A 12,673-nucleotide genomic window follows, 5' to 3' on the forward strand; every position below is an offset into this window, starting at 1 on the left:
TCAGGCCGAGGCGTCGCGCGTGAGCGGGGCCAGGGCGGCCACGAAGGCGTCGACGTCCGACTCCTCGGTGTCGAAACCGCACATCCAGCGGACCTCCTTGCGCGCCGCATCCCAGTCGTAGAAGCGGAACACGTCGCGGAGGCGATCGGCCACGCCCTCGGGGAGAGTGGCGAACACACCGTTGGCCTGCGTCGGCTGCGTGAACTCGACGCCGCGGATCGAGCCGTCGGCGATGCCGGCCTCGACCGCCGAGCGCAGGCGTGCGGCCATGGCGTTCGCGTGGCGGGCGTTGCGCAGCCACAGGTCGCCGTCCAGCAGCGCGATCAGCTGGGCCGAGACGAAGCGCATCTTCGACGAGAGCTGCATGTTGAACTTGCGGGCGTACTGCAGGCCGTCCGCGGCGTCCGGGTTCAGGACCACGATGGCCTCGCCGAGCATGGCGCCGTTCTTGGTGCCGCCGAAGGTGAGCACGTCCACCCCGGCGTCCCGCGTGAACGCGCGTAGCGGCAGGTCGAGCGCTGCCGCCGCGTTCGACAGTCGCGCGCCGTCGACGTGCAGCTTCATCCCGCGGGAGTGCGCGTGGTCGGCGATCGTGCGGATCTCGTCCGCGGTGTACAGGGTGCCGAGCTCGGTCGACTGCGTGATCGAGACGACCAGCGGCTGCGCCCGGTGCTCGTCGCCCCAGCCCCAGGCCTCGCGGTCGATGAGCTCCGGGGTGAGCTTGCCGTCATCGGTCGGCACCGTGAGGAGCTTGAAACCGCCGATCTTCTCGGGAGCCCCGCCCTCGTCGACGTTGATGTGCGCGGTCGATGCGGCGATCACGGCGCCCCAGCGCGGGAGCATGGACTGGAGACCGGTGACGTTCGCGCCGGTGCCGTTGAACACCGGGTAGGCCTGCGTGCCCTCGCCGAAGTGCTCCTGGAAGACCTCCTGGAGCCGCGCGGTGTACGCGTCCTCGCCGTAGGCGACCTGGTGGCCGCCGTTCGCCGCCGCCATGGCCGCCAGGACCTCGGGGTGGATGCCGGAGTAGTTGTCGCTGGCGAAGCCCCGGATCGCGGGGTCATGCTGGATGCTCACCGCTCAAGCCTAATCGCCCTACCGGATGTCCCCGGCCCGCTCTACCCTCGAAGCCATGGAGCGCACCGCAGCGAAGACGGCCTTCGCCAACGTCCTCGTCAACACGCTGATCGCCAACGTGACGACGAGCTTCCTCTGGTTCGCCCTCACGTTCTGGGTGTACATCGAGACGCAGTCGGTGCTGGCCACCGGCATCATCGGCGGCGCTTACATGCTGCTCGTGGCGTTCTTCGCGATGGTGTTCGGCACGATCGTCGACCGGCACCGCAAGCACCGCGTGATGCTGCTGTCGAGCGTGATCTCCGCCGCCGCCTTCCTGATCGCCGGGGTGCTGTACCTCTGGCAGCCGGAATCCGCGCTGCTGGACCTCGGTGGGCCGTGGTTCTGGCTGTTCGCCGGCGTGATCCTGTTCGGCGGTGTCATCGAGCAGCTGCGCAACATCGCGCTCTCCACCACGGTGACGCTGCTCGTCCCGGAGGAGAAGCGCGCGAACGCCAACGGTCTGGTCGGCACGGTGCAGGGACTGGCGTTCCTCGTCACGAGCGTGTTCTCCGGGCTGTCGATCGGCTTCCTCGGGATGGGCTGGACGCTGGGGATCGCGATCGTCGCGATGGCCCTCACGTTCGCGCACCTGCTGTTCATCCGCATCCCGGAGGAGGAGCCGGAGGCCGACCCCGAGGCCAAGAGCGCGATCGACTTCCGCGGCAGCGTGCGGGCCATCCGCCTCGCGCCCGGCCTCTTCGCGCTGATCGTGTTCTCGACCTTCAACAACCTCATCGGCGGCGTCTACATGGCGCTCATGGACCCGTACGGCCTGACGCTGTTCGACGCGCAGATGTGGGGGTTCGCTCTCGCTTTCGCCTCCACGGGTTTCCTGATCGGCGGCGGACTCGTGGCGAAGTTCGGCCTCGGTGCGAAACCGGTGCGCACGATGCTGCTCGTCGTGATCGCGATGGGCCTGCTCGGCTCGGTGTTCATGCTGCGCGAGTGGTGGCCGCTGTACGTGGTCGGCATGTGGATCTACATGGCGCTGGTGCCGCCCGTCGAAGCGGCGGAGCAGACCGTGATCCAGAAGGTCGTCCCCTTCGCCCGACAGGGCCGGGTGTTCGGCACCGCGGCGGCCATGGAGGCTGCGGCCGCACCGGTCACGGCCTTCCTGATCGCCCCGATCGCCGAGTTCCTCGTGATCCCGTACATGAAGACGGCCGAGGGTCAGCGGCAATGGGGGTGGCTGCTCGGGGAGGGAGAGGCGAGGGGCATCGCCCTGATCTGCCTGTTCGCCGGACTCATCATGGTCGTCGCGGCGACGCTGGCGTTCTTCACCCGGTCCTATCGCAGGCTCACCGAGCTGTACGCCGAGGCGCCGGAGCAGGAGGTCGGGCCGGACGGTGACGCCGACGGTGATGCCGGTTCCGACGTCGCGGGGGAAGCGCCGTCGGACCGAGACCCGCGCCGGGAGGCCCCGCCGGTCGTGCCCGGAATGCCGCCCGAGTCCCGGTGAGCCCAGACGATTCCCCGAGCCCCGGACGATTCCCGGACGCTTCAGTGGAGAATCCTCCGCAGATCGTCGCTCCGTCGCCGGAACGTCACCGCCCGTCCGAGCCGGACTGGCCAGACCGACCGTCCGCCCGTCCGTCAGTCGAGGTCGAACACCCGGTCGTTGAGGTCGACGGCGTCTGCATCCCAGAGCGTGACCACCCGTGCGGCCAAGACCTCGGGATCGAGCGCCTTGGCCCGGAACACGACGGATGCCGCGCGCAGCGGCTCGGCGGCCTCGCGGGCCGCCTTGGCGTACCCGTGTGCGACCGCGCGCGCCCAGGCCTCGCTCGCGGCCTTCACCGCGGCATAGTTCGCCCCGCCCGCGAGCGGCCTTGCGACCGCCGTCGACGACACGATCGCGAACCGGCCCGCTCCGGACGCGCGCAGCGCCGCATCGAACGCCCGACTCGTCGCTCGCACGGCATCGAGCGCCGGCAGCAGGTCGGCGAAGTCATCGTCCGACTGCCCGGCGAGCCCACCTCCACCGCGCCAGCCTCCGACCAGCGGGATCACTCCGTCCACACCGCCGATCTGCCCGGCCAGGGCCGTCATCTCGTCGAGCGAGGTCGCATCCGCGAGGAACACCTGCGCACCCGCACCTGCTAACGGCTCCAGTCGTGCGGCCGAACGGCCGGTTGCGATCACGTGTGCGCCCGCCGCGTGCAGGGCCTGTGTCATGGCGAGTCCCGCTGCACTGGTCGCCCCGGCGAGCACCACGGTACGTCCGTCCAGTCTCGCATCGATGGCTTCATCCATGTCGCTCACTCTTCCGGTCAGGAGTGCTTCTGCGGCCGGAACCCGCGGAGATCCGCAGAACAGGTTCCGGCCGCAGCGCGGTGCGCCCCAGCGTCACATCGGTCGCGCGCTCTCGGCGCGCGAAGTCGTCAGTCGTCCGTTCCTCGGATGCCGACCGTCGACTCGATGACGGGCTTCATCTTCTTGTCGAGGGTCTCGAAGAACATCGACAGCGGGAACTCGTCGTCCAGGACCGCGTCCGTGTAGCCCTTCGGTGCCCCGGCGAGGATCTCGTCCGACAGTCCGCGGGCCCACTGCGACGCGGGGTGCGGCGTCAGCGTGCTGCGGACCAGCTCGTAGGCGGCGAGCCAGTGCGCGACCTTGGGGCGGTCGATCGAGTGCCAGTACAGGTCGTCGATCGCGTCGCCGAGGGCCACGACGGCGTCCGGCACGTTCTCCCAGTCGAAGGCGAGCGCCGTGTCGGTCCAGTGCAGCACGCCGCGCTGGTGCAGCCACGCGAACAGGAGCTGGCCGCCCACCGCGTCGTAGTTGCGCACGCGCGTACCGGTGATGGCGAAGCGGAAGATGCGGTCGAAGATCACGGCGTACTGCACCAGGTGCGCGTACTCGTGCATCTCCCGCTCGGTCTCCGTGAGCTCCTCGCCCGCGGCGACCCTGGCGTCCAGCGCCCGCTCGATCTTCACCGACTCGCGGAACGCCGTCATGTCGCACCGCATCTCCTCCAGCGAGTAGAGGAAGAACGGCATCCGCTGCTTGATCATGAACGGGTCGAAGGGCAGGTCCCCGCGCATGTGAGTGCGGTCGTGGATGATGTCCCACATCACGAAGGTCTTCTCGGCGACCTCCTGATCCTCCAGCATCGCCGCAGCGCGCTCCGGGAGGTCGAGGTTGGTGATCTCCGAGGCCGCACGGACCACGCGGCGGTAGCGGGCGGCCTCCCGGTCCTGGAAGATCGCGCCCCAGGTGAAGGTCGGGATCTCGCGCATGGCGACGGTCTCCGGGAACAGCACCGCGGAGTTCGTGTCGTAGCCGGGCGTGAAGTCGACGAGCCGCAGCGAGACGAAGAGCTTGTTGCCGTAGTCGCCGGCCTCGAGCGCGGCGATGAACTCCGGCCAGATGGTCTCGACGATGAGCGCCTCGACCAGGCGGTCGCTCGAGCCGTTCTGGGTGTACATCGGGAAGACGACGAGGTGGCGGATGCCGTCGACGCGGTGCTGCTGCGGCTGGAACGCCACCAGCGAGTCGAGGAAGTCCGGCACACCGAAGTCCTCCGCCGCCCAGCGCTCGAAGTCGGCGACGGACGCGGCGAGGTACTCGGCGTCGTGCGGGAATGCGGGGGCGAGCGCGCGGATCGCGGCGGTGATCTCCCCGACGAGCGCGGTCGCCTGGTCCTTGGTCGCCGAGCTTGTCGAAGCGCCAGGGATCGAACCGTCCTTGATCTGCAGCTCACGGATGGCGATCGCCGCCTGCTTGAGCTGCGCCCAGGCGGCGGAGTTCTCCACGTCCTGCGCCTGCCCTGAGCCTGTCGAAGCGTCCTCGACGACCTCGGGTTCGCCGACGACGGCCTGGACAGCGGAACTGTTGGCGGAAACGAGGGACATCGGAACCTCCGATCGCGGGAAATGACGGAAAGATTCCGGCAATAACGGAATCCTGACGATAATCTTACAGCTATGGATGATTCTGTCGACCGCGCGATCCTGGCCGCGATCTCCCGAGACGGCCGCGCCACGCTCTCCCAGCTGTCCGATGCGGTGGGCCTGTCGGTGTCGGCCGTGCAGTCACGGCTGCGGCGCCTGGAGACGCGCGGTGTGATCAGCGGCTACCGGGCGATCCTCGACCCGGAGCAGGTGGGCACACCCCTGTCCGCCTTCATCGAGATCACCCCGCTCGACCCGGCGCAGCCGGACAACGCCCCCGAGCTCCTGGAGCACCTCGATGCGATCGAGGCCTGCCACTCCATCGCGGGAGACGCGAGCTACATGCTGTTCGTCCGCGTGCCGACGCCGCGGGCGCTCGAGGAGCTCGTCCGAGACGTGCGTCTGGCCGCCAATGTGAGCACGCGCACCACCGTGGTGCTGCAGACCTACTACGAGCACCGGCCGATCATCCCCGTCGCCGCCGAATAGTCGAGGCTCAGAGCACCGCGCCCACCATCGCCTCGCCGAGCGGTGTCCGCAGGTGGAGCATGCGTGCCCCGTCGCGTTCGCTGGTGACGAGCCCCGCGCCGCGGAGGACGGCGAGGTGGTGCGAGGCGGTCGAGACGGCGATGCCGGCGTCGACGGCCACTTGCGACGTGGTGCGCGCCGTGCCGGCCGCCAGGAGGATGCCGCCGCGGACCGCGCCCAGCAGCGCACCCAGCGCGGCGGCGATGTCGGCGCTGTCGCGGGCCCACCCGGCTGTGACGCCGCGCGCCGGATAGAAGAGCGTCGGCTGCGCCGGTGGCTCGGTGAGGACCATGCATCCCCACGACGACATGACCGACGGCACCAGCACCAGCCCGCCGCCGCGGCAGTCGACCTGCTCGCTGTGGCGGCGCAACGCGACCCGCACCGCCCCTCCGCCCCACGACACCTGCGGATGCAGATCGCCCGCCATGCTCGCGATGCCTGCGGTCGCGATCGTCCGCGAACGGACGGCGACGTCGGCGCGCAGGAGACGCTCGAGCTGCGGCCAGACCGGCGAGAGGGCGGCATCCCACACCGCGGCCCAGGCGTCGGCGATCATCCCCCGGGCTCGCGCGGGATGCTCCCGCATCTCCCGCAGCGCCTGCTGTCGGGCTCCCGCCGAGCGCCGCACCATCTTGCCGAAGTCGACGCGCATCGGATCGAGCGGTGCGGCGCGCAGCTCGTCGAGTTCGATCTCGGGTGTGAGGTCCCAGCGGGGCGCCGTGGTCAGGAAGTCCGGCAGGTAGCCGTCGTCGCCGACCACCGTGGCGAGGAGCGCGAAGTCGTCGCGCGGGAGGCGATCCCGCACCGCGCGCAGCCAGCCCCACTGCAGCGGGTGGGCGGCGGGCCTGCGCAGCACCCGGACCGCGTGCGCCAGTTCGTGCCCGGGGGAGATGCCGAATCGCACCGCCTCGACATCCCCGGGGCTGAGGTGGAACTCGACCCGATGGTCCGGGTGCTCGACGCCCTCGACCGGGCCGGAGTTTCGATCCACATCGAAACTCTAGGGAGCGGTCGACGTGCTGTCGAGACTGGACCCATGAACAGCAGCTCGCTCTCCTCCGGCGTCGTCGTCCCCGGCGCCGAGATCCGGATCGGCACGGGGCGCAGTCGACGATTCGTCGGCGCGGAGCACGGCGCGGCGGTCTCCTACTTCTGGGTGGAGAATCAGCCGGGAGAGGGGCCGGGGCTGCATTGGCACCCCTACCCGGAGACCTGGGTCGTCGTCGAAGGCGTTGCCTCGATCACCGTGGGCGAGGAGACTTTCCTGGCCGGCGCGGGCGACACCGCGACAGGTCCGGCGTTCGTCCCCCACCGCTTCGTCAATGCGGGTGACGGCGAGCTCAGGATCCTCGGCATCCACGCGTCCCCCACCATCATCCAGACCTTCCTCGACGAGGACTGACCCACCAGGAGCACCCGTGTCCTTCCAGGCATACCTCGACAACATCGAGACCAAGACCGGCCTCACGCCGCGCCAGTTCATCGACCTCGCTGCCGAGAAGGGGTTCGACAGCACCACCAAGGCGGCTCCCATCGTCGCCTGGCTCAAGGAGGACTATCAGCTCGGTCAGGGCCATGCCATGGCGCTCGTCCACGTGATCACCAAGGGGCCGCAGATCAGCGACAAGCACGTGGGCAGCGGCGGCACGCACGCCGATGCGTCGAACACACTGTGGCTCGACGGCAAGGACACCAACCCCGACCGCTGAGCCCGCCCCCGCGGACGAGGGCGCATCGGCGCGACGACTAGGATTCCGTGGGTGGCAGCATCCTCTCAGCGCAAGAAGAAGAACCGGCGCGCCCAGCGCACGACGAGCCGCACGAGCGGCAATCCGGCCAGGCGCCCTGTGGTCGAGGCGGGTCCGGTGACGGCATCCGACTGGATCGGCGCGGCGCGACTGCGCACCCTCCCGCTCGCGATCGCCCCCGTGGTCATCGGCACGGGAGCGGCGCGCAGCACGGGGCCCGAGTTCCACTGGGTCATCGCGCTCGCGTGCCTCGCTGTGGCCGTGCTGCTGCAGATCGGCGTGAACTTCACGAACGACTACAGCGACGGCGTGCGGGGAACGGACGCCCACCGCGTCGGCCCGGCCCGGCTCACCGCCTCCGGCCGAGTGCGGCCGCGCACGGTGCTCATCATCGGGCTGATCTTCTTCGCCCTCGCCGCCCTGGTCGGACTCGCGATCGTGGTGCGGACAGGGCAGTGGTGGATGCTGGCCGTCGGTGCCGCGTGCATCGTCGCCGCCTGGTTCTACACCGGAGGCAAGCGCCCGTACGGCTACTACGGCCTGGGCGAGGTGTTCGTGTTCGTGTTCTTCGGGCTCGTCGCGACGCTCGGCACCACGTGGGTGCAGATCTTCGACCTGCCGCAGCAGGCGTGGCTGGGCGCGATCGCCGCCGGGCTGTTCGCGTGCGCGGTGCTGCTCGCCAACAACCTGCGTGACATCGACCAGGATCGCGAGGTCGGCAAGCGCACGCTCACGGTCCTGATCGGCCGCAGAGCGACCCAGGTGCTGTTCACCCTGTTCGTGCTCGCCCCGTTCGGCATCGCCGTGCTGCTCGCGCTGCTGTTCCCGATCGCGTGGATCTCGCTCCTCGCGCTGCTGGCCGGGCTCCCCGCGATCCTGATCGTGTGGACCTACCGTCAGCCCAAGGAGCTGGTCACCGCCCTCGCCCTGACCTCCCTGACGTCCCTGCTGTACGCCGTCGCCCTCTTCTGGGCCTTCGCCGGCTGACCCGCCCCTCGCATCCCGCGATTCCCCGCACAACTTCGGAGATTCGCCGCGACATGCCGGGACTCCCCGCACAACTTCGGAGATCCGCCGCGAGACGCCGGGGTGAAGGATGGATGCCGCGGCGTGTCGTCCCGGATCTCCGAAGTTGTGCAGGCCGGGCGGGGCCGTGCGGAGCGGGAGGGGCCGACGGGGCGGGCCAGCTCGTGCCGGGGGCGGAGCGGGCCGGCGGGAATGCCGCGGCACAACTTCGGAGATTCGCCGCGACATGCCGGGGCGAAGGGTGGATGCCGCGGCGTGTCGTCCCGGATCTCCGAAGTTGTGCGTGGCGGGCGGGGCCGTGCGGAGCGGGCGGGGCCGGGCGGGGCAGGTCGGCGGGAGGGGCCGGGGTGGTCAGGGGCGGGTGGGGGAGTCGCCGTCGGAGGCGGGGGGCTCGGCGTCGATGACCGCGTCCTCGGTCTCGGCGTCGGCCTGGGCGCCGGTCGTGCGGGCCTCGCGGCGTTCGTGAAGACGCGCCGAGGCGTCCGTGAGAGGTGCACGCAGGAACAGCATCGAGATGCTGACGCCGATCAGGGCGGCGAAGATCGCAGCGAGCCACCAGAGCTCGCGGAAGATCGGGAAGAAGAGCCAGAGGATGGCGAGCGGGACGAGGAATGCCAGCAGCCGCAGCACGGAGTAGACGAGGAGGGGTGCGGACTTCTTCACCCTCCCAGTCTACGTTCGCCGAGGCGAGGGGTCCGTGCGCCCGCCGTCGATTCCGAGGCGGGAGAAGGGGATGCCCCGGACGACCCGGTGCCAGGGGTGCTCTCCCAGGGACCAGAGCAGGCGGGCGTCGGGGTCGAGGGCGAGGTCCTCGCATCCGACCGGCAGGGGTACGCGGTCGTGTCGCAGCGCGTCACGACCACCGCTCCACAGGGTGCCGGGTCGCAGGTCGTCGGACTGGGACACGAAGTAGCGGTCGCCCCAGCGGACGACTCCCTGCATGCGCGGTATCGCCGGGGCGAAGCGGTCGACCTCGACGAAACCGGAGCTCGTCGTCGCGCCCTCGTCCTCCGGGAGGGCGAACTCGCCGATGCGTCCGCTGTCGTCGGTGCGGTGCTCTCCGATGAGCACGCGCGGCACGGGGGTGCCGTCGTCCGCGAACACCCGACCGAGATACGAGCAGCGCAGGGCCACCGGATGCACGCGGGTGCGCACCGCGACGAGCGCGGTCGTCCGTCCGCCGCGGCGTCGGCTGCCCCCCACGCGTTGCGCGACCGCACCGCGGACCTTCCGGATGCCGCCCAGGTCGAACTCCCAGATGCCGCGACCCGTCGCGGCGACGAACAGTCGATCGCCGAACCAGGCGAGACCACCGGCGTGGATGGGGGCCGGCTGCAGCTCCCCCTCCTCATCCGTGAGCGCGAGCAGCACGTCGAGGTGTCGGGAGCGCTCGAGGTCGACGAACGTGACGCGCGAGGCGAGGTGCACGCCGTCCAGTCTCTGCCGGAACCAGCTGACGGCCACGGTGCGGCGGCCCTGCCACGTGCCGAGGTCGATGCCCTGCGGGTACCAGCGCCGGGTCCAGGTCCGCGCACTGAGCCACCGCAGGTCGACCGTGTCGCGCTGCCGGTGCCGCACCGGGCGCCAGGTCGATCCGAAGGGCCAGAGCATGCCCTCCATCGTCGCCCATCTCGACCAGGGGCGCGAACCCGCGGCGGCGGCCCGAGGCCTCCTGGTGCGCGATCTGCGCCGAGTAACATGTATCATGTTACTTGTGGTCGTGACCCTCTCAAGGGAAGCGCACGACCGGAGAGACGTCTCGGGGCCGGCTGATGGGGGTTGGCGGGTCCCGCGACGATGAGGCCACCTTCGGGCGGTCTCATCCCGAACGCCTCGCGTTCGGCAGTGCGATGCACTGGGAGGTGTGGTCCCGTTCGGGTGCGGGGCCACACCTCAACGCCGCCCCGTCTCACGCTCCTGCCTCCGGGCGTCCGGTGCCCGCCGCGAAACCCGGTGTTCACCTCCGCGTCGCCATCCGGCAAGGCGCTCCTGACACCATCCCCGGACACCACCTGTCCCCGGGAGCCCTGTGCGCACACCCCTCGTCACCGTCATCCTGCCCGCCAAGGACGCCGGGGAGTACATCGGGACGACGCTCGAGACCCTCACCCGGCAGTTCGAGGACCCCTCGTCCCTGAAGCTGGTCGCGATCGACGACGGCTCGCGCGATGACACCGGCGCCCTGATGCGGCAGTACGCGGAGCGCTTCCCGCACGCGGAGGTGATCAGGAACCCCACGGCCCGAGGCCTGGCGAGCGCCCGCAACCAGGGTCTGCTGCGCGTCGAGAGCGAGGCGTTCTGCTTCCTCGACGGCGACGACTGGATGCAGCCGCGGCGCCTGGCCGTGCTCTCCTCCCGGCTCCGCGCCCTCGACGCCGACTTCCTGCGCACGGATCATGTGCGGGTCACGGGGCAGCAGCGGACGCTCGTGCGCGCGCCGCATCCCTGGCGTGAAGAGGTGCTGCCGCCGCGGGAGGCGATCCTGCCCGAGCACGAGTCGACCATGGTCGACTACCCCTACGCCTGGGCGGGCATCTTCCACCGGCGCGTGATCGACCGCGGTCTGGCCGCGTTCCCCGAGGGGCTGTTCACGGCGGAGGATCGCCCCTGGATCTGGCGGCTGCATCTGCAGGCCCGGTCGTTCGCGGTGGTCGACGCCCCGGCGCTGCTGTACCGACGCGGTGTCGCCACGTCTCTCACTCAGGCGCGGGATCGACGGCAGCTGGACTTCGTGCGGGCCATGGACGAGGTCATCGCGATGGTCGAGCAGGATGCGGAGGCCGAGCGGTTCACCCCCAAGGTCGTCTGGACGGCGCTCGCGCTCAGCTCGCACCACCTGGTGCGCGCGCGGCGGATGAGCCCGTCGGTGCGGACAGAGATGCGGGCAGGGATCGGGCGGATGCTGCGACGGCTTCCTGCCGGGGAGACGGCGGCCGTGCTCGCGCGCTTCGACGGTCCGCGGCGTCGGGTGCTGGCGCGACTGCTCCGACAGGCGGGACGGTCGGCATGACGCAGATCTTCGCCCTGCACAGCGCGTACGGACTCGCGACCGCCGCCGCGGCCATCGACGACGGGCTTCCGGGCGACGGCTCCGAGCGCCTGCTGGTGCCGTTCACCTCCTCGCGAGTGCCCGAGACGGCGGTCGGCATCGCGGATGATCCGGTGCTGAGATCGCTGCGTGCCCGCTTCGACCGTATCGAGCCGCTGGAGGACGTTCTCGGGCCCCAGCATCCGAGCTCCTGGGAACCGGAGGAGGCCGACCTCCCGATGCTGGAGCGGCTGCTCGTCCGCGCCTGGGGGCTCGATCCCGACGACCTCGAGGTGTTCGTGCAGAGTCCTCAGGTCGCGCCGGCCCGCACGCTCATGACGCTGTTCCCCCGGGCGCGGATCACGATCGTGGGCGACGGTCTCATGACGTACTCGCCGATGCGCGTGCGGCTGCCGTATCCGGTGGCGGCGCGCGTCCGGCGTGTCCTCCACGCCGACGTGGTGCCGGGTGTGCGTCCGCTGGTGGGGTCGCCGGACGCGGAGCTCGTCCCGGTGGCGCCGGAGCGGTTCGCCGCGGTGCTCCGGGAGACGGACGAGGCCGGCAGGGCCGCGGTGCCGGGGGCCGACGGGGCCTCGACCGTGCTCGTGCTCGGTCAGTACCTCTCCGCACTGGGCCTCATGACACCGGCGCAGGAGATCGATCTGCAGGCTCGGCTGGTCGACCGGGCGGCCCGCTGGGCGCCGCAGCGCATCGTCTTCAAACCGCATCCCGCCGCCCCGCCCCTCGTGACGACGGCCGTGCGGGACCGCGCGGTCGCGCACGGGATCGACTTCGTCGAGTACCGGGGTCCGCTCGCGGCGGAACTGCTCGCAGAGCGCTTGGACGCGGTGGCGGTCGTCGCGGGGTTCTCCACGGCGCTGCCCACCGTGCGCGCGCTCTTCGGTCGCGAGATCGGCTCCGCGGGACTCGACGCCGTCCTGTCGGGGTTGACGCCGTTCGAGAACAGCAACCGGATCCCGGCCACCCTGGTCGACGCCCTCACCCGGGACGGCTCGCCATACACCGCGCCGGAGAGGCTGCAGCTCCTGGTCGACGCCGTGGGGTACGCGATGCAGCCGGAGGTCGCGGGGCATCTGCGCGGGCGTGCTGAGGAGTTCCTCGACGGCCTGGATCCGCGGGAGCGCGACCGGTACTTCTCGGCGCGCCGACTCGGCGAGCTGCGCCTGCCCGGAGCCCCGCGGGAGAACCTGCTGCGGCGGGCGGTGCGGCCGGCGGGAGGAGTCGGCAGGATCGAGGAGTGGCGGCTCACGGCACTCGGGGCGCGAAGACGCCTCGGGCGGGCGTGGCGGGCGCTGCGAGGACGATGA

13 protein-coding genes are annotated in these 12,673 nt (G+C 70.9%); 7 read left to right on the forward strand and 6 right to left on the reverse strand.

The features are described from left to right. On the reverse strand, positions 1-1,077 hold the full coding sequence (locus F6A08_RS04455) for a threonine aldolase family protein (RefSeq protein WP_124896335.1): 1,077 nt from the start codon (positions 1,075-1,077) through the stop codon (positions 1-3). 55 nt (positions 1,078-1,132) lie between these two features. Between F6A08_RS04455 and F6A08_RS04460 the strand changes: the two genes are divergently transcribed. Beyond that, entirely contained in the window at positions 1,133-2,578 is a 1,446-nt protein-coding gene (locus F6A08_RS04460; protein WP_151458734.1) for an MFS transporter, read from the forward strand. Positions 2,579-2,712: 134 nt separating this feature from the next. On the opposite strand, the gene F6A08_RS04465 is transcribed toward F6A08_RS04460, so the two are convergent. Both F6A08_RS04465 and F6A08_RS04470 read right to left on the reverse strand, forming a co-directional pair. Further along, positions 2,713-3,372, reverse strand: coding sequence for an SDR family NAD(P)-dependent oxidoreductase (locus F6A08_RS04465; RefSeq protein ID WP_151458735.1), 660 nt, complete (start codon positions 3,370-3,372; stop codon positions 2,713-2,715). A gap of 128 nt (positions 3,373-3,500) precedes the next feature. Next, positions 3,501-4,973 carry a DUF6421 family protein gene (locus tag F6A08_RS04470; RefSeq protein ID WP_151458736.1) on the reverse strand — a complete coding sequence of 491 codons (1,473 nt, stop codon included), beginning with the start codon at positions 4,971-4,973 and terminating at the stop codon, positions 3,501-3,503. Positions 4,974-5,045: 72 nt separating this feature from the next. Between F6A08_RS04470 and F6A08_RS04475 the strand changes: the two genes are divergently transcribed. Then, complete coding sequence (locus tag F6A08_RS04475; RefSeq protein ID WP_017201655.1) at positions 5,046-5,501, forward strand: Lrp/AsnC family transcriptional regulator; 456 nt, start codon at positions 5,046-5,048, stop codon at positions 5,499-5,501. A 7-nt stretch (positions 5,502-5,508) separates the two neighbouring features. On the opposite strand, the gene F6A08_RS04480 is transcribed toward F6A08_RS04475, so the two are convergent. Continuing rightward, positions 5,509-6,534, reverse strand: a complete 1,026-nt coding sequence (locus F6A08_RS04480) for an ArsR/SmtB family transcription factor (protein ID WP_151458737.1) — start codon at positions 6,532-6,534, stop codon at positions 5,509-5,511. A 45-nt stretch (positions 6,535-6,579) separates the two neighbouring features. On the opposite strand from F6A08_RS04480, the gene F6A08_RS04485 reads away from it, so the two are divergent. From F6A08_RS04485 to F6A08_RS04495, 3 genes are read left to right on the forward strand one after another with little or no spacing between them, the layout of a single operon-like run. Further along, the gene (locus F6A08_RS04485; protein WP_124896330.1) at positions 6,580-6,945 is read left to right on the forward strand and encodes a cupin domain-containing protein; all 366 of its coding nucleotides are present in this window, start codon (positions 6,580-6,582) and stop codon (positions 6,943-6,945) included. A 16-nt stretch (positions 6,946-6,961) separates the two neighbouring features. Beyond that, the gene (locus F6A08_RS04490) at positions 6,962-7,252 is read left to right on the forward strand and encodes a DUF4287 domain-containing protein (protein WP_124896329.1); all 291 of its coding nucleotides are present in this window, start codon (positions 6,962-6,964) and stop codon (positions 7,250-7,252) included. 51 nt (positions 7,253-7,303) lie between these two features. Beyond that, a complete protein-coding gene (locus F6A08_RS04495; RefSeq protein WP_124896328.1) occupies positions 7,304-8,278 on the forward strand; it encodes a 1,4-dihydroxy-2-naphthoate polyprenyltransferase in 975 nt (324 codons plus the stop codon). 390 nt (positions 8,279-8,668) lie between these two features. Here F6A08_RS04495 and F6A08_RS04500 read toward each other — a convergent pair whose 3' ends face one another. Both F6A08_RS04500 and F6A08_RS04505 read right to left on the reverse strand, forming a co-directional pair. Continuing rightward, entirely contained in the window at positions 8,669-8,980 is a 312-nt protein-coding gene (locus F6A08_RS04500) for a DUF4229 domain-containing protein (protein WP_151458738.1), read from the reverse strand. Between the two features lie 9 nt (positions 8,981-8,989). Continuing rightward, positions 8,990-9,928, reverse strand: coding sequence for a hypothetical protein (locus tag F6A08_RS04505; RefSeq protein ID WP_151458739.1), 939 nt, complete (start codon positions 9,926-9,928; stop codon positions 8,990-8,992). Between the two features lie 418 nt (positions 9,929-10,346). Here F6A08_RS04505 and F6A08_RS04510 point away from each other — a divergent pair, with 418 nt between their 5' ends. Both F6A08_RS04510 and F6A08_RS04515 read left to right on the forward strand, forming a co-directional pair. Beyond that, a complete protein-coding gene (locus tag F6A08_RS04510) occupies positions 10,347-11,327 on the forward strand; it encodes a glycosyltransferase family 2 protein (RefSeq protein ID WP_151458740.1) in 981 nt (326 codons plus the stop codon). Further along, positions 11,324-12,673, forward strand: coding sequence for a polysialyltransferase family glycosyltransferase (locus tag F6A08_RS04515; protein WP_151458741.1), 1,350 nt, complete (start codon positions 11,324-11,326; stop codon positions 12,671-12,673). The genes F6A08_RS04510 and F6A08_RS04515 overlap by 4 nt, the downstream gene beginning before the upstream one ends.

Source organism: Microbacterium algeriense, assembly GCF_008868005.1.
Classification (GTDB): domain Bacteria; phylum Actinomycetota; class Actinomycetes; order Actinomycetales; family Microbacteriaceae; genus Microbacterium; species Microbacterium algeriense.